This is a genomic window from Pedobacter sp. MR2016-24 (assembly GCF_026239655.1).
GTDB lineage: Bacteria > Bacteroidota > Bacteroidia > Sphingobacteriales > Sphingobacteriaceae > Pedobacter.
The window spans coordinates 464,596-481,227 of record NZ_JAPIVO010000006.1; the positions used below are offsets into that span (position 1 = coordinate 464,596).

Annotated in this window: 15 protein-coding genes; 2 read left to right on the plus strand and 13 right to left on the minus strand. The window is 41.3% G+C overall.

Annotated features, from left to right (window positions below; all coding sequences use genetic code 11):
• Position 1: 1 nt before the first annotated feature.
• On the plus strand, positions 2 to 517 hold the full coding sequence (locus OQX62_RS18300; protein ID WP_265833060.1) for a shikimate kinase: 516 nt from the start codon (positions 2 to 4) through the stop codon (positions 515 to 517).
• On the opposite strand, the gene truA is transcribed toward OQX62_RS18300, so the two are convergent.
• The 4 genes from truA to OQX62_RS18320 form a co-directional block, all read right to left on the minus strand.
• A complete protein-coding gene (truA, locus tag OQX62_RS18305; RefSeq protein WP_265833061.1) occupies positions 514 to 1,341 on the minus strand; it encodes a tRNA pseudouridine(38-40) synthase TruA in 828 nt (275 codons plus the stop codon). The two genes, OQX62_RS18300 and truA, sit on opposite strands and share 4 nt — an antisense overlap.
• Positions 1,325 to 3,235 (minus strand): beta-N-acetylhexosaminidase, encoded by a 1,911-nt coding sequence (locus OQX62_RS18310; RefSeq protein WP_265833062.1) that lies wholly within the window; start codon positions 3,233 to 3,235, stop codon positions 1,325 to 1,327. Before OQX62_RS18310 ends, truA begins: the two co-directional genes overlap by 17 nt.
• Before the next feature lie 153 nt (positions 3,236 to 3,388).
• Positions 3,389 to 4,786 carry a D-alanyl-D-alanine carboxypeptidase/D-alanyl-D-alanine-endopeptidase gene (dacB, locus tag OQX62_RS18315; protein ID WP_265833063.1) on the minus strand — a complete coding sequence of 466 codons (1,398 nt, stop codon included), beginning with the start codon at positions 4,784 to 4,786 and terminating at the stop codon, positions 3,389 to 3,391.
• An 87-nt stretch (positions 4,787 to 4,873) separates the two neighbouring features.
• Positions 4,874 to 5,866 carry an aspartate-semialdehyde dehydrogenase gene (locus OQX62_RS18320; RefSeq protein ID WP_265833064.1) on the minus strand — a complete coding sequence of 331 codons (993 nt, stop codon included), beginning with the start codon at positions 5,864 to 5,866 and terminating at the stop codon, positions 4,874 to 4,876.
• A gap of 124 nt (positions 5,867 to 5,990) precedes the next feature.
• Between OQX62_RS18320 and OQX62_RS18325 the strand changes: the two genes are divergently transcribed.
• On the plus strand, positions 5,991 to 6,878 hold the full coding sequence (locus OQX62_RS18325) for a lamin tail domain-containing protein (protein WP_265833065.1): 888 nt from the start codon (positions 5,991 to 5,993) through the stop codon (positions 6,876 to 6,878).
• 36 nt (positions 6,879 to 6,914) lie between these two features.
• On the opposite strand, the gene OQX62_RS18330 is transcribed toward OQX62_RS18325, so the two are convergent.
• The 9 genes from OQX62_RS18330 to OQX62_RS18370 form a co-directional block, all read right to left on the minus strand.
• Complete coding sequence (locus tag OQX62_RS18330; RefSeq protein WP_265833066.1) at positions 6,915 to 7,784, minus strand: sugar phosphate isomerase/epimerase family protein; 870 nt, start codon at positions 7,782 to 7,784, stop codon at positions 6,915 to 6,917.
• 8 nt (positions 7,785 to 7,792) lie between these two features.
• Entirely contained in the window at positions 7,793 to 8,677 is an 885-nt protein-coding gene (locus tag OQX62_RS18335; RefSeq protein ID WP_265833067.1) for a hydroxypyruvate isomerase family protein, read from the minus strand.
• A gap of 2 nt (positions 8,678 to 8,679) precedes the next feature.
• Entirely contained in the window at positions 8,680 to 9,927 is a 1,248-nt protein-coding gene (locus tag OQX62_RS18340) for a nucleoside permease (protein ID WP_265833102.1), read from the minus strand.
• Between the two features lie 23 nt (positions 9,928 to 9,950).
• Positions 9,951 to 10,649 (minus strand): 3-keto-disaccharide hydrolase, encoded by a 699-nt coding sequence (locus OQX62_RS18345; RefSeq protein ID WP_265833068.1) that lies wholly within the window; start codon positions 10,647 to 10,649, stop codon positions 9,951 to 9,953.
• Positions 10,650 to 10,667: 18 nt separating this feature from the next.
• Positions 10,668 to 12,131 carry a Gfo/Idh/MocA family protein gene (locus tag OQX62_RS18350; protein ID WP_265833069.1) on the minus strand — a complete coding sequence of 488 codons (1,464 nt, stop codon included), beginning with the start codon at positions 12,129 to 12,131 and terminating at the stop codon, positions 10,668 to 10,670.
• Between the two features lie 42 nt (positions 12,132 to 12,173).
• Positions 12,174 to 12,584, minus strand: a complete 411-nt coding sequence (locus OQX62_RS18355) for a c-type cytochrome (protein ID WP_265833070.1) — start codon at positions 12,582 to 12,584, stop codon at positions 12,174 to 12,176.
• 114 nt (positions 12,585 to 12,698) lie between these two features.
• Positions 12,699 to 13,754 (minus strand): sugar phosphate isomerase/epimerase family protein, encoded by a 1,056-nt coding sequence (locus OQX62_RS18360; RefSeq protein WP_265833071.1) that lies wholly within the window; start codon positions 13,752 to 13,754, stop codon positions 12,699 to 12,701.
• A gap of 5 nt (positions 13,755 to 13,759) precedes the next feature.
• Positions 13,760 to 14,920, minus strand: a complete 1,161-nt coding sequence (locus tag OQX62_RS18365) for a Gfo/Idh/MocA family protein (protein WP_265833072.1) — start codon at positions 14,918 to 14,920, stop codon at positions 13,760 to 13,762.
• Complete coding sequence (locus tag OQX62_RS18370) at positions 14,920 to 16,623, minus strand: GMC oxidoreductase (RefSeq protein ID WP_265833073.1); 1,704 nt, start codon at positions 16,621 to 16,623, stop codon at positions 14,920 to 14,922. The genes OQX62_RS18365 and OQX62_RS18370 overlap by 1 nt, the downstream gene beginning before the upstream one ends.
• Positions 16,624 to 16,632 lie beyond the last annotated feature (9 nt).

The following is a 16,632-nucleotide window of genomic DNA, read 5'->3' on the forward strand; positions in this document are numbered from 1 at the left end:
AATGAAGATATTTCTAATCGGTTTCATGGGATGCGGGAAGAGTACGCTGGGTAAAAAGTTAGCTACCAAAATGGGCTATCACCTGATTGATCTTGATCAACGTATAGAGGAAGTTACGGGCGATACTGTGGCTGCTTACTTTTCTGCAAATGGAGAAGATGCATTCAGAAAGCTCGAAAGTGAGACACTAAAATCATCAGCATATCCAGAAAACTGCATTATTGCAACTGGTGGCGGCACGCCTTGTTATTTTGATAATATGGAATGGATGAACAACAATGGTACTACCGTTTATATTGATATGCCTGCTGCGGCACTTGCAAAACGTCTGGAAGCCGGAATAGCAAAACGTCCCTTGTTACAAGGTCTCTCCGGAGATGAACTTACCGCTTTCATCAGTGATAAATTACAAAGCCGGCTTAGCTTTTATGAACAGTCTAAACTGATTATGAACGGGATCAGGATTACTCCCGATGCTATTCGTGCGGCCGTATTGTCGGAGGAAGGACAGGTTTAAACAATCCTCCAGCTGCTGTCCTGCTGTTTTTGCAGGATAGCGGAAAAATCTACTCTTGGTGGCAGATCAAGAAATGGATAGGTTACCTTTGAAAGGTACAATCCATGAGGATGTGCCGGAGTGATCAATGCAGGTGTCTGCTTATTGATCAGATAACTTTCAAATTCATCAACGGAGAGTGTCCCTTTCCCGATTTTTAACAGTTGTCCCATTATAATCCTGATCATCTTTCCTAAAAAGCGGTTTGCCGAGATCTGAAACCTTAGTTTATCGCCATTTTCATCCATCATCAAACTGGCAGAGCGAACATAACACAGCGTGTGCTCATACTTATCGGGACTGGTACAGAATGATCTGTAATCTCTGTAATTTGGTAAAAGGTCCACAGCTGCTTTCATCTGATCAAACTTCAGGTCTTTCAACAGGTAGTAAGAACTTAAACCATTTAAGAAAGGATCTTTATAAGTATGCAAAAAATAATCATACGATCTCTGGACAGCATCGAACCTTGCATGTGGAAGTCCTTCCATAGGAATAATATCAAATACTGCAATATTACGGGGGAGTACCTTATTCAGCCTGAAAACAAGATCAAAGTCCCATTCCGTTTCTAAATCCATATGGAAAAAAAACTGGCTTGCATGCACCTGTGCATCAGTTCTTCCACACCCATTAATGGCGATGTTAGTTTTGAATATCTGGCTCAGGGCATGTTCAATAACACCCTGCACGTTCATCACTCCTGGTTGCCGCTGCCAGCCGCCATATTGCGAACCGTTATAGCCTATGTGTACAAAATATCTCAACTTACCTTCTTCCCGCACGTTTATTCAATTCATCAACTGTTATCGTCAATAGTCTGCCCAGGACCTCTTTTCCCCGGTAAGTGATTACACGAAGTAAAGTTGCCTCTTTCGGTACAACAATTTTTTCTGTGTATTTAGGGTAAAATCTATCAGGAGAGGAATTGTCAAAGCTATAGTAGATGTCCAGCCCGTCAATCTCCGTGGTTAGTTCAAGCAACAGCTGCTTGTCGGCCGATCTGCTGACTTTAAATATAGGATCGTATACACTTGGAGAGTATTTGGTTTCAGCAACGTCCATCCTTTTGAAATGCAGTTCAGTTTTACCAATAAAGTTATTCCAGTTTTTCTTTTCTTTGGGTGACCAAACTGATTCTGCCACGGCATATCCCCTTGGCCACGTCATGTATTCTGCCTGACGAATATTATAAACCTGTTCTGTCCATAAATTACCTTGTCCGCCTTTTATATATTTAGGATCTGCACCTGCCGGGACAGGGTCAAATTCATAAGCTTTACCTAACCGGATAGAGTTATATACTTTTGCTTCCGAAATTACATCGCCCTGCATCAGGTCCAAATAAACGAAGTTCTGTGGACTCATCACTACTTCATGTTTTTGCTGACTGGCTTTCACACCGTTTGCTACATTCCGCCAGCTCATAATTGCAGCACTTGCGGGCATTTCACTATTCATGATTTCATCCCATCCAATGAATTTTTTGCCTTTGGATTCTACAATTTTTATCACTCTTTTCTCAAAATATCCCTGTACCTGATGCATATCTTTCAAACCTTCCTTTAGCATCAGTGCTTTTATGGCATCACTTTTTTGCCAGTAATTGATGGGTGCTTCATCTCCGCCCATATGAATGTATCCAAAAGGAAATAAGCCGGCAATCTGTGTAATTACAGTATCCAGAAAACTATATACTTTTTCATTGGCAGGACACAGCGTATTGTCAAGCAAAGCGATAGGAGGGGCTCCTTTAGACCAGTCCATGATTTTTTCTCCGGAACGCACGCGGTAAGTTTCTGCTCCCGGCGTACAGGACAATTCAGGGTAAGAAGCAATCACAGCCAGACTATGGCCTGGTACATCAATTTCAGGTAATACATCTACAAACCTGTCTTTTGCATAAGCAATGATTTCCCTGATATCATCTTGTGTATAAAAACCACCATAAGTACGGGGTTCATCAGCGCCGGCAGGGGCGAAAGTACCAAAATCGCCGACTTTTTTCACACTCCAGGCACCTACTTCTGTAAGTTTAGGTAAACCTTTGATCTCAATTCTCCAACCCTCATCATCCGCCAGGTGTAAATGCAGCAAATTAAATTTATAACGAACCATGGCATCGATATACTGTTTTACTTCATGCTTCGTGAAAAAATGACGTGCTACATCAAACATTAATCCCCGCCAGCCTACACGTGGATAATCAGTAACCTCTACACATGGAATAGTCCATTTGTGATCGCTGATTAATTCTTTGGATTCAATTTCTTTAGGAAATAACTGCAGTAAACTCTGCACACCATAAAAAAGCCCGGCTGGTTTATTTGCTTTGATCACAATCAGTGTGGGTGTTACCGAAAGTTGATATCCTTCAGCACCTAGAACATGATTTTCTTTTGTATTTATGATCAGACGTATTGTGCCGGGTGCAGTTGAGGTGCTATAAGCAGAAACGAATTTTCCCGTGGGCAGGGCTATTTTTTCCTGCAGATAATCTACCACAGGTTTCAGTGCTGCACTGCCATCAGCAAGAATAATTACTTTTTCTGGTAAGGTGAACGAGCCGTTTGTTTTAAGGAGAGAAACGGGTTCAGGAATAATAGCAAATTCTGGTGGCCTGTTTACCAGATCGATCGTACTGTCTGCCGGAGAAAGATTATCATTTTTAGATCCCATTTGTTGACTATAGCCGCTGGTATATAAAAAAAGGCAGCAAATAAAAGATAGGAATTTATTCATAAATCGGGGAGGGTCGTATTGGTCAAAATTATAAATTATTGCAATTTACTAAAATGCACCTGGAAATGCAGTCAAGTTTCATTTAAAACGTTATTTAAGTGCATCAAGTACACGGAAGAGCTTTGCATTGATTCCGCTTCCAGAATAATTGTTAATATTGATCACAATCACATACTTACTGCCATTCTCAGCCGTATAATATCCTGCAAAGGAAGATACATCATTAATTGTACCGCTCTTTAGTTTCATACCATTGTTCTCCGGAAGTGATTTATAAAAATCAGCAAACCAGTCTTCCTGTTGTGCCTGATATAAAATTGATGCCATTGCTGCGGTAGTCACTCTGGTTGCCGGAGAAAGTCCGCTACCGTCAATAATATTCAAAGCATTTTTATCGACGCCCTTATTTGCCCAGTAATTCTTTTCTACTGCAGCTCCGTTACTCGCTGTAGCTGCTCTACCGGATTTCCATGCTATTGTCCGCAGTAAATGCTCTGCATAGAGATTTACACTTTTTTTATTGAGCCAGTACACAATTTCTGATAGGGAAGGAGAGGTAATTGTGCTTAATTTTACTTTTACTGAAGGCATAGTCATGCCCTCAACATCAAGTTGCCTGCTGGTGGTACTTGCTCCTGAACTCGTAATCCCAATCCTGTTTAATGTATCCTGTAGTCTGAATGCTGCATCATAAGCCGGATCGGGTAAAGCTACAGATATACCCGTTTTATTGATTCCAACAGCCCAGCTTCCTCTCAAATAGGCCGTGTTGGCTAACGGAGGCAGGAAAGCATAGGCATTGTCGCCGCTACCTTCCGAACCTGGTTTTAACTCATTCACGATAGTCAGATATGGCATTGCCGGTACCGTTTTAAGTACCGAAACTTTGCTGGCTGCCCGCAGTTTAATGTCGAACTGGTTCTCCCGCCAGCTCAGGGCTGATGATCCCGATCCATAGTAGTTGCCCATATCCTGCCATGTCCAGCCCTCGGGTGTACTTTGTGTGCCCCATGCGCTGTCATCACCGATCACGCGACCATCAATTTTTTTTATACCAGCAGATTTAATTGCTGCTACCCATTGGTTGAGTACAATATTTTCTTTGCCCTGCGCATACCGCCATGACCCCAGGGTAGGATCTCCGCCACCAGTAATAATAATATCACCTTTCAATGTGCCATCTTGGTTAATCGTTCCACTGTAACCCATTGTAGTCTGATAATGAAAATCCTTACCAAGGATGTGAAATGCAGTGATGGAGGTAATGGTTTTTAATGTAGAAGCCGTAGCTAATCCTATATTTTCATTTTTGCCATAAAGCAACTTTCCCGTTTTCGCATCCAGCACACATAAGGAGGCAATTGCATATTTTGCCTGATTGTCAGACAGCAGTGTATTAAATGATTGTGCTATTTTTTGAGCCGGACTCTGTGCATAGGATATTCCATTGAACAGTACCAGCAGGTATACGATTGATCGTCTTAACATGCCGCAAATATATTTAAAATAAAAAGAGGTGTTAAAAATCACAGCTTGTAATTTCTAACACCTCTTCAGGTATCATCTTATGGAAGATTAAATCAGTTCTTTTCTTAATAGGAACTCAGCAATTTGTACGGCATTTGTTGCAGCACCTTTACGCAGGTTATCAGCCACAATCCACATGTTCAATGCGTTTGGCAGCGATTCATCCCTTCTGATCCTTCCCACAAATACTTCATCTTTCTCATGCGCATCTTTCGGCATAGGGTATTTCAGGTTAGCAGTATCATCTACTACAATTATTCCTTCAGTTTTCTCCAGGATTGATCTTACTTCTGCAACATCAAAATCATTTTCGAACTCGATGTTTACTGCTTCAGAGTGACCACCCATTACCGGAATACGCACAGTTGTAGCCGTGATACGAATATTCTCATCGCCCATAATCTTACGGGTTTCCCTGATCATTTTCATCTCTTCTTTGGTATAACCATTTTCGAGGAAAACATCAATCTGAGGGATTACATTCAGGTCAATCTGGTATGGATATGCCATCGGACCATCAAAGATGCCTTTACGCTCATTCATCATCTGGTCAACCGCTTTTACTCCAGTACCGGTAACCGACTGATAAGTAGAAACAACTACCCTTTTAATTCTATATTTATCATGCAGTGGTTTTAAAGCCACTACCATTTGTATGGTTGAGCAATTTGGATTTGCTATGATCTTATCATCAATAGATAGTTCATATGCATTGACTTCCGGAACAATCAGCTTTTTAGATGGATCCATGCGCCACGCAGATGAATTATCAATTACTGTAGTACCTGCTTCAGCAAAAAGCGGAGCATATTGTAAAGACGTTTCGCCACCTGCAGAAAATAAAGCTATATCAGGCTTCATTGAAATCGCTGTATCCATGTTAACCACCTTGAACTGCTTACCCTTAAAAGTGATTTCTTTACCAACACTTTTTTCAGACGCAACCGGAATCAATTCGGTTAGCGGGAAGTTACGCTCTTCTAGTACTTTTAACATTACAGTGCCTACTAAACCAGTGGCACCTACAACTGCAATTTTCATTCTCTATATTATTTTTAATGGTTACGATTTTAATGTTCAGGTGAATTTGTTTTGCCTGATACACTTTCTTTCAGTCTTATTATTTGTATTTTTAGTTAATTATTAATTTTTGTCTCTTCCAAATATGGGAAAAACTTTGCTCTTTTTTTTGTTACTGTCTTATAAACTTTCATTTAGTGCTGATTTACTGATTTCAGAGGTCTTGTTTAACCCTAAAACTGGCGGAGTGGATTTTATTGAAATTTATAATCCGACTGACAGGGCGCTGCCGCTAAACAATGTTCAGTTGGGTAACCTGGATCCGGACGGTCTGCCCGCTAATTTAAAAAGTATAGGATCAGAGATGCTAAGTAGTGGTGCCTATTGTGTGATTACTGTGAATCCTGCAAAAGTGAAGGCAGATTATTACACCCCTTCCAATGCCTATTTCATTCAGCTTAGTGCGCTCCCGGCGTATAATAATGAAAATGGGCATGTACTCCTGTTGAGGGGGGCGGAGGTAATTGACCAGCTCGATTATACAGAGAAAATGCATCTCCCAACCCTTAAGCTATTCAAAGGGGTATCTCTTGAAAGGGTCTCATTTGAAAGAGCAGCAAATGAAACTGGTAACTTTAGTTCTGCGGCTGCCTCAGCAGGTTTTGCTACGCCGGGTTACCGCAATTCTGTTCAGGAAAATGTTTCATTAAAAAAAAGCAGTGTGACGCTCCATTCCAAATCTTTTTCTCCGGACGGAGATGGATTTGAAGACTTGTTAGAGGTGAGTTATGAATTGAAATACCATGGCAATATGGCTACGGTAACTGTTTTCTCTGACAAGGGGATTTTAGTGAGGCGATTAATCAGGAATGAAAGTGTGGGTACGTCGGGAACGCTCAGATGGGACGGAATAGATGATCAGGGGCAGATCAGTCCTTTCGGAATCTATATTCTTGTTTTCAAAAGTTTTGATCTGAATGGGAATCAGGTCAATGCAAGAAAAGCGTTTTCGCTCGCAGGAAGGTTTAAATGATAATGGCCGGTTGTTGAGGCCGGCCATTATATCTATCTAAAGAATGTTTTTCTTGATGTAATCTGCACTTTGTTTAATACTTACATACGGATCCAGTGAGAAATTCTCCTGCTCAACAATGAAGTGTTTTAAGCCAGCTTCTTTTGCGTGTGAATAGATATCTTTAAAGTTGATTGTACCACTACCTACTTCAGTATTGATCGTGTTATTCGCTTTATCCATATCCTTTACGTGCCACATCGGGAAACGTCCCGGGTGTGCTGCAAATAATTTAGCCGGATCATTGCCAGATCTTACTACCCAGTACAGGTCGAGTTCAAACTGTACTAAGTTAGGATCTGTTTCTTTTAACATGATCTCATAACCTGTCACATCTCCATGTTTTTCAAATTCGAAATTGTGGTTATGGTAGGCCAGTTTCAATCCGCTTGCTTTACATAAGGTAGCTGCTTCATTTAGTCTTGCCGCTACTTTTTTGTAATCATCCGGTGTCTTCCTTAATGAATCACCCAGGTAAGGTACAGTGATGAATTCACTGTCAATAATCTTAGCTGCTTCAATATAACTTTTAAGTTCATCCTGATTACCGTCTGTAATGAACTTATCCATTCCGTAATGGCCGCTTGGCGCCGTTAATCCATTATCCTTAAGCAGGCTTTTAAACGATTTAGGGTCTAATCCCCAAAACTTATCTTTTACAGAATATCCATAAGTTTCTACTTCTTTATAGCCTGCCTGTGCAACCTTTTCAATAGTGCCTTTTACATCTTTGGGTAACTGCAGGCGTAGAGAATATAACTGCAGGCCGATGATCTTATTTGGTGCTGAACAAGCGTATGAAGGGATAATTAATGCCCCGGCTGCAGCAATACCAGCCTGTTTAAGGAAAGTTCTTCTTGAATTCATAGTTCTATTTATTGGTCACAAATTTTAATCGCGTTTCTTAAGGATTGTAGTTTATCCGGATTTTTTGGAATAAACTCCTGTGCGATATATCCCTTAAATCCTGTTGCCAGGATAGCTTTAACAATTGCAGGGTAGTACAATTCCTGTGTTTCGTCTATTTCATTTCTGCCCGGTACGCCGGCAGTGTGGTAATGTGAAATATATGGATGGAAGGTTTTGATATTATTGATTACATCACCCTCGTCAATCTGCATATGATAGATGTCATATAGCAGTTTAAAGTTTTCTGAACCCAATCTCTTCGCCAGCTCAGCACCCCATGCTGTATGGTCACACTGATAATCTTTATGATTGATCTTACTGTTCAGTAATTCCATCACCAAAACCACATTGTGTTTTTCCGCTAATGGTAATACTTGTTTTAATCCTTCTACACAATTTTTCAAACCCGTCTCATCGTCCTTACCTCTTCTGCTTCCACTAAAGCAGATCAGATTTTTATAACCTGCTGCTGCTACCAAAGGAATCATTTTCGAATAATTCTCAATCAGCTGCGGGTGAAATTTCGGATCGTTCCATCCATCAACCAGGTTGAGTTCAGCACCATTACACATCGAAGAATCAAGTCCGTGTGCTTTAAGTATGTGCCAGTCGGCCGGGCCAACAAGATCGATAGCTTTAATACCCATCTTTTTTGCTGCCACGCAAAGGTCTTCTAATGGAATTCCATCGAAGCACCAGCGACAAACAGCATGGTTCACATTACCTTTCAAAGGTGCTGGTAAAAGCTCGCCTGCTAAGGCTTGGGCTGGCATTGCTGCCGAAACACCCAGAATGGCTGTACCTGTTATCATAGTTTTTAAGGCTGTCCTGCGACTTTGATCTGATCCCATGTTTAAGCGTTGTTTAATGAAGGTTCTGTGATCGCTTTTTGCTTATCATTAAAAAATACGGAGAAAAGAAGGAATACCACTAATGCTATACCCGCCGGAATAATCCATACCATTTTCCAATCTACCGTTCCGTCAGCTACCTTGTACGTATCCGTAATCCAACCAGCTACTTCAAACCCAATTAACATCCCCACACCATAAGTAGCTAAGGTAATTAGTCCCTGAGCAGCACTTTTATATTTGTCGCCCGCTCTTGAGTTCGTGTAAATCTGACCAGATACAAAGAAAAAGTCATAACATACACCATGTAACGCGATGCCTATCAGCAGCATAAAGCTCAGTTCACCCGCATTGCCATAAGCAAACAGGGCATAACGTACAGCCCATGCCAGCATACCTACCAGGATGGTGATTTTAAAACCGAATCTTTTAAAGAATACCGGAATTAACAATAAGAACAGCGCTTCCGAAACCTGACCAATGGCCATTTTTCCTGTAGGCTCTTCTACACCTATGCTTGATAAGAAAGGGTGAGCATTCTGATAATAAAACGCTAATGGAATACAGATCAGGATTGCTGAAATGAAGAATATTGCAAAGTTTTTGTCTTTTAATAATCTCAGTGCATCCAGACCTAATATATCTGATAATTTAACTTTCTCGCCTTTAGCTACCTTTGGAGGTGTTTTTGGCAAGGCAAAACTAAATAATCCAAGGATTAGTGAACCTATGCCAGCCATCAGGAAAGTGTTTTTCAACAAACCAGATTTTAAGCCTTCCGGTGAATCCCAGAAGAATAAGTAACTGATCATTAATCCGGCGATAATCCAGCCAATTGTTCCCCAGAATCTGATATTTGCAAACTCCTTTTCTGCATCTTTCATCTGGTTAAACGCCACTGAATTAACCAGTGCAAGCGTTGGCATAAATAAAATCATGTAACCCAATACGTATGGATAGAAAACATCCACATCAGTTGCATTATACATCTGGTACATCAGAATCGCACCAACAATGTGGAGTACACCCAGGATTCTTTCGGCATTAAAAAATCTGTCAGCAATCAATCCGATGATGAAAGGTGCGATAATGGCACCCCATGATTGAGTAGAAAAAACAGCTGCAGTCGCTGAACCTGACGCTGATAGATTTTTATCTAAGAAAGTTCCTAAAGTTACAAACCATGAACCCCAGATGAAAAACTCCAGAAACATCATTGCCGATAACTTGATACGGGTATTTAAATTCATCATTTTATTTATACTTTGTTTTTTTAAAGTTCTTTAATCATAATATTACGGAACCATACTTCATCACCATGATCCTGCAGGGATATCTTTCCGGTCGTAAATACACCGAAATCAACCCATGTTGCAAATTTACTTCCTGCGATCAAAGACTTCCAGTTGTCATCAAACTGAGTAGTGGAAACCGTCTTTACGCCATTCAGTAAAAATTCTAATTTACCATTATTACTGATAATCTCAGCAGTATTCCATTCACCCACTGCTTTTACCGGCTCTGAACTGCTCTTTACCATGTCGTACAGATCACCTGCTCTGTGTTTAGTGATTTTTCCGTCTGAGTGACCATCGTTGTCGATTACCTGCATCTCAGGACCAGTGCTATAAGTTTGATGGTACTTTTCAGCATTTTCGTTGATATGGAACAATACACCGCTATTTGAACCCGGTGCTACTTTCCAATCAATTTTAAGATGGAAATTACCATATTCTTTATCCGTTACTAAATCGCCGGCATCGTTTTGTTTAGCTTTCGGATCAAGGTGCAGTGCACCATCTTCAACTACCCAGCCTTTACCAGCAAAAGTTTTTCCGTAAGTATGCCATCCCTGCGTGGTTTTTCCGTCAAACAGCGGAGTAAAACCTTTATTAGATGACTGATTTTTAGTACTGCTGCAGCCAAATATCGTAGATATCAGCAACGCAGCAGCTATAGTGTAAGTTCTCATTTTCTGGATTTAGGTAAATTAAACGCCGAGTGACCAGCCTTTGCGGTATTCGCGTTTAACATATTGGTTTACATCGTCAAAATTTGTCACTTTCATATTGTCGTTATCCCACAACAGCTGGATGTTTCTGCCTGGATAAACAATTTTTCCATCTGCATTTTTTCTTTGCACATCGTTTGCCCTGATGGCAAGGTTAGCCATTAATAAGGCTTCTGTCAGCGGACCCGCAATTTCAAAAGGAGAGCTCAGCTCCTTTTTTCCATAACCTGCAATAGCTGCTTCCACCCATTGCGCATAATGACCTTCTGCACCATTTGGTACACGTGCAAATCTTGCAGGAACTTTAATATCTTTATTACGGCTTAATGGTAGGAGGCGTGGATCAGCACTGTAAGTACTGCTCATCATTTTCCCTTTCGTTCCAATAAACAACGTGCCATTTCCACCATCACCAAATACTTCATTGGCTTCCAGTTCTTCCGGACGCGTAGGTTGTATACCACCATCCATCCAATGGACGGTTACTTCACCCTGTGTTTTTGGCGTTTTAGGGAATGTTAAAGTTACATGACTTGATGGGGGACAGCTATCAGGGAAATATCCGCGTTTAAACTCATCCACATATACAGAACCTACACTGGCCTGCACATTCGTAGCATACTTTAATCCGAGCATGCTGAAAGGAGCTTCCAGCAAGTGACAGCCCATATCACCCAATGCACCAGTACCGTAATCCCACCAGCCTCTCCAGTTGAAAGGAACCAGTTTTTCTACGTAATCTTTATAAGGAGCAGTGTTTAACCACAGATCCCAGTCCAGATTTTTAGGCACTTCAGCTTTATTGGCCGACCAAGGAATACCTTGCGGCCACACCGGTCTGTCTGTCCATGCATATACCGTATGCACATCACCTATCAGGCCTGCATCATACCATTCCTTCATTTGTCTCGGACCATCATTAGATGCGCCCTGGTTACCCATCTGGGTCACCACTTTATATTTCTTTGCTGCTTCAGTTAATTTTCTGGCCTCATAAATATCATGAGTCAGTGGTTTCTGTACGTAAACATGTTTTCCCAGCTGCATGGCAGCAAGTGTAATAATTGCATGCGAATGATCAGGTGTAGACACACTTACCGCATCAAAGTTCTTATGTTCCTTGTCCAGCAGTTCACGCCAGTCTTTATAGAATTTGGCTTTAGGGAAGTTTTTGACTGTACCTGCCGCTCTATTCGTATCTACATCACACAGGAATCCAATATTTGCTTTTCCGCTTTTAGCAAAATTTGCAATGTCAGATGCTCCTTTTCCTCCGGCACCAATACCCGCAACAATCAGCCGGTCGCTTGGTGCTAAAAATCCTTTGCCGCCTAAAACATGGCGGGGTACTATCATAAACGCAGCAGCAGCTATGGCCGTATTCTTAATAAATGCTCTTCTGCCAGACGCATTTATTTCATCATTGGTTTTTTCTATGCTCATTTTAATATTTGGTTAGGGTAGGGACGTGGGGTATTTCAGGAATTATTTTTTCAGTGACAAAATCCAGGTTACCATTGATTTAGCGTCGTCTTTACTTAAGCCGGCATGTGCAGTCATTGGGATCTCACCCCAGTTTCCTTTACCACCAGCAATAATTACGTCAGCTAGTTTATTGATGTTTTCTTCATTTGAAGGATATTTTGCTGCGACATCAACATATGCCGGGCCAACAACTTTTTGTGTTTTGTTATGGCATCCTAAACAGTCTGATTTGGCAACCAGCTTTTCTCCAGGTAACATTTCACCAGGTGTTTCAGTACTAACTGTTGCTGCAGTATCAGGTGTAGTAGTGCTTGTTGTAGTCGTTTCTTCTTGTTTTGAAGAAGAATCAGGATTTCCGCAAGATGCTATAGCTAAACTAATGCAACCTAAAATTAATAATGTCTTTTTCATCTGTCTTTATTGTTTTTTAACGGTCATGAAGCTTGCATGGATGCAGGTTTCATTGTGTATATTTATTTAACGGTGATGAAGCTTGCACAATTGCAGGCTTCATCACCTATTACTCTAATTTAAGCCTAATATTTTCTTATTAAATGCCTCATCTGCTCCGGTAGATGCAAAGTCATCAAATGCTCTGGCTGTTACGGGTATGATATGCTTTTTAATAAATTCAGCGCCTTCTCTTGCACCTGTTTCCGAATCTTTTATGCAGCATTCCCATTCCATTACTGCCCAGCCCTGAAAATCATATTGGGCAAGTTTACTGAAAATAGTTTTAAAATCAACCTGACCATCGCCTGGCGAACGGTAACGTCCGGCACGGTTGGCCCAGCTTTGATATCCTCCGAATGTTCCCTGTCTTCCTGTAGCGTTAAATTCAGCATCTTTCACATGGAATGCTTTAATGCGCTCATGATAGAAATCTATATACTGAATATAGTCCAGTTGCTGCAATACGAAATGTGATGGGTCATATAACAAACATGCCCTTGGATGATTGTTTACCTTTTCAAGGAACATCTCATAAGTTACCCCATCAAATAAATCTTCGCCCGGATGGATTTCATAACAAACATCTACGCCGCATGCATCAAATTCATTCAAAATAGGCAACCAGCGTTTTGCAAGTTCCGTGAAACCAGCTTCAACCAATCCTTCCGGTCTTTGTGGCCATGGATGGAACATATGCCATAATAGTGAACCGCTGAAGGTTGCATGTGCATTCAGTCCCAGATTTTGCGAAGCTTTTGCTGCATATTTTAATTGCTGCACTGCCCATTCTGTTCTTGCTTTCGGACTATTTCTTAGCTCTGCCGGTGCAAAACCGTCAAATACCTGGTCAAAAGCAGGGTTAACTGCAACCAGTTGTCCCTGTATATGCGTAGAAAGTTCAGTGATCTCTAAACCAAATGAATTTACCTTACCTTTTAATTCATCAGCATAAGTTTTACTTTCAGCGGCCTGCTTTAAATCAATAAACCGATTATCTAAAGTCGGCATTTGTATGCCCTTAAACCCTAAGTCGGCCGCCCATTGGCAAATTCCTTCAAGAGAGTTGAAAGGAGCTTCATCTCCGATAAATTGTGCTAAAAAAACCGCTGGTCCTTTAAGTGTTGTCATTTCCTTTATATTTTAAAATCCGACCATTTCTGATCCGACTGGCTCGAAGCCACAACGTTTTCAATAAATGCCATTCCTCTTACGCCATCAGCTACATTCGGGAAATCCAGTTCAAATTCAGTAGGCTGTTCACCGTTCAATTTTGCACTTACTGTAGCTGCAAAATTTCTGTAGATATTGGCGAAGGCTTCAAGATATCCTTCAGGATGTCCACCTGGTACTCTGGTGTTGTGTTTAGCTACATCCGACAGGTAAGCCTGACCAGCTCTGTATACCTGAGCGGGCTGATCCAACCACTTCATCAATAAAGTATTTGGCTCCATCTGGTGCCATTCCAGGCCACCCTTTTCACCATATACTTTAATCTTCAATGCATTTTCTTCTCCGGCTGCAATTTGGGAAGCAATGAGTACACCATTTGCACCATTGTCAAATTTCAGCAATACGTTGCCGTCATCATCCAGCCCTCTGCCTTCTACAACGATATTCAGATCAGCACACATTTTGCTGATCTTTAACCCTGAAATATATTCCGCCAGCTGTGCTGCATGCGTACCAATATCCCCCATGCTGCCGCTCTTTCCACTTTTCTTAGGATCAGTTCTCCAGGCAGCGCCCGCATTTCCTTCCCGTTCTGTCAATGTACTCAACCATCCCTGAGGATATTCCACCATTATTTTACGAATTGCACCAAGCATGCCATCCTTAACCATCTGGCGTGCTTGTTTTACCATAGGGTAGCCAGAGTAAGTATGCGTCAGACATAAAGTAAGACCAGTTTCTTCCACCTTCTGTTGCAGCAATTTTGCTTCTTCAAGCGATAATGTAATAGGTTTTTCTATCACCACATTGAAGCCGTTTTCTAAGGCCATCATGGCCGGTTCAAAATGTGCAAAGTTTGGTGTTACGATCGTAACAAAGTCAATTCTTTTATCAGCAGGCAGGAGGCTTTCCTTTTCGAAAAGCTCCTGGTAGCTGGTATAGGCACGATCTTCATCAAGGAATAAGATCTTTCCGGATTCTTTTGCAACTTCAGGGTTAACACTAAGTGCACCACAGCAAAGTTCAATCTGTCCATCTATGTTGGCGGCAATGCGGTGGACGGCGCCTATAAAAGCATCCTTACCACCGCCGATCATACCCATTCTTAATTTTCTATATCCCATTAAATATTTCCTTTTTTTAATTCAGTTACTGCGTAATCAGCCGCTCTTGCGGTTAATGCCATAAAAGTAAGTGAAGGATTCTGACATGCAATCGATGGCATGCATGAACCATCAGTCACGAATACGTTTTTCACTTCGTGCATCTGATTCCATTTATTCAATACAGATGTTTTCGGATCAAGACCCATACGTGCAGTACCCTGTTCGTGAATTGCCATACCCGGTGTTGAACCAGCATCATAGGTCTGGATATTTTTCATACCCGCTGCTTCCAGCATTTCTGCTGCATCATTCATCATAGCGATACGCATTTTTTGCTCGTTTTCTTTGAACTCGCAATCAATCGCTAAAACATGCATGCCCCATTTATCTTTTTTGGTTTTGTCGATGTAAACCCTGTTTTCATGGTATGGAAGCGATTCACCGAATCCACCTAATCCCATGTTCCAGACACCTGGCTGAGTCATCTGGTCTTTAAAGTCGCCGCCAAAAGCAAGTTCAGCAACATCTTTATGCCAGTTTGTTCTGCTCGCACCACCCTGATAACCAAAACCTCTTAAATAATCACGTTTGTCATTACCCATGTTCTGGTATCTTGGAATATAAATCCCGTTCGCCCGTCTGCCATAAGTATATTTATTCTCAAATCCTTCTGCTTCTCCGGTTGCACCAGTACGGAAATGATGATCCATCAGGTTATGTCCCAATTCACCACTGCCATTACCTAAACCATTTGGATGCGCTTCAGAGGTAGAGTTCAGTAAAAGGAAAGTACTACCTAATGTAGATCCGTTTACGAAAACAATTTTAGCAAAGAATTCGATGTTTTCTTTCGTTTCCGAATCAATTACCATTACTCCCGTTGCTTTCTGTGTATCCTTATCATAAATGATATGATCAACCAGTGAGAAAGGACGTAAAGTGAGATTTCCTGTCGCTACAGCTGCCGGAAGGGTAGAAGATTGTGTGCTGAAGTAAGCGCCAAAAGGACAACCTCTGCTACATAAATTACGGTACTGACAGCTTCCTCTTCCACCATGGGGAACAGTAAGGTTTGCCGTACGGCCAATGGTCATGATTCTCTCTTTTTTCCAGTGGTCTTCGATACGTTTTTTTACAGATTTCTCTACAACGTTCATCTCCATTGGTGGCAGGAATTGTCCGTCAGGTAGTGCTGGCCAGTTTTCTGCCTGTCCGCTGATTCCAGCAAAACGCTCTACATAGTCATACCATTTTTCAAGGTCTTTATAACGGATTGGCCAGTCTACTCCATGACCATCTTTTTTATTGTCTTCAAAATTCAGGTCGCTGAAACGGTAACTCTGACGACCCCACATTAACGATTTTCCACCTACGTGGAAACCACGGTACCAGTCAAAACGTTTTACCTCAGTATACGGACATTCGAGGTCATTTACCCAAAAGCTTTCATTAAATTCCTGATACGGATAATCTCTTTTCTGTACCGGGTGTGTTCTCTTTTGTTCTTCGGTCAATTTTCCACGGTGTTCAAATTCCCATGGTTTTTTCATTGCCGTTGTATAGTCTTTTATATGCTCAACGTTTCTGCCTCTCTCAAGAAGCAGCACTTTTAATCCTTTTTCAGTTAGTTCTTTTGCTGCCCAACCACCGCTAATTCCGGATCCTACAACAATAGCGTCATAAGTATTTTGTGCAGTTGCTTTTGTATTTAAATTGCTCATTTGTTTTTA

Excerpts from the sequence above, each read along its gene's own strand:
- OQX62_RS18300 (WP_265833060.1), top strand. The coding sequence starts at position 2 with ATGAAGATATTTCTAATCGGTTTCATGGGATGCGGGAAGAGTACGCTG.
- OQX62_RS18310 (WP_265833062.1), bottom strand. The coding sequence starts at position 3,235 with ATGGGATCTAAAAATGATAATCTTTCTCCGGCAGACAGTACGATCGAT.
- dacB (WP_265833063.1), bottom strand. The coding sequence starts at position 4,786 with ATGTTAAGACGATCAATCGTATACCTGCTGGTACTGTTCAATGGAATA.
- OQX62_RS18320 (WP_265833064.1), bottom strand. The coding sequence starts at position 5,866 with ATGAAAATTGCAGTTGTAGGTGCCACTGGTTTAGTAGGCACTGTAATG.
- OQX62_RS18325 (WP_265833065.1), top strand. The coding sequence starts at position 5,991 with ATGGGAAAAACTTTGCTCTTTTTTTTGTTACTGTCTTATAAACTTTCA.
- OQX62_RS18330 (WP_265833066.1), bottom strand. The coding sequence starts at position 7,784 with ATGAATTCAAGAAGAACTTTCCTTAAACAGGCTGGTATTGCTGCAGCC.
- OQX62_RS18335 (WP_265833067.1), bottom strand. The coding sequence starts at position 8,677 with ATGGGATCAGATCAAAGTCGCAGGACAGCCTTAAAAACTATGATAACA.
- OQX62_RS18340 (WP_265833102.1), bottom strand. The coding sequence starts at position 9,927 with ATGAATTTAAATACCCGTATCAAGTTATCGGCAATGATGTTTCTGGAG.
- OQX62_RS18345 (WP_265833068.1), bottom strand. The coding sequence starts at position 10,649 with ATGAGAACTTACACTATAGCTGCTGCGTTGCTGATATCTACGATATTT.
- OQX62_RS18350 (WP_265833069.1), bottom strand. The coding sequence starts at position 12,131 with ATGAGCATAGAAAAAACCAATGATGAAATAAATGCGTCTGGCAGAAGA.
- OQX62_RS18355 (WP_265833070.1), bottom strand. The coding sequence starts at position 12,584 with ATGAAAAAGACATTATTAATTTTAGGTTGCATTAGTTTAGCTATAGCA.
- OQX62_RS18360 (WP_265833071.1), bottom strand. The coding sequence starts at position 13,754 with ATGACAACACTTAAAGGACCAGCGGTTTTTTTAGCACAATTTATCGGA.
- OQX62_RS18365 (WP_265833072.1), bottom strand. The coding sequence starts at position 14,920 with ATGGGATATAGAAAATTAAGAATGGGTATGATCGGCGGTGGTAAGGAT.
- OQX62_RS18370 (WP_265833073.1), bottom strand. The coding sequence starts at position 16,623 with ATGAGCAATTTAAATACAAAAGCAACTGCACAAAATACTTATGACGCT.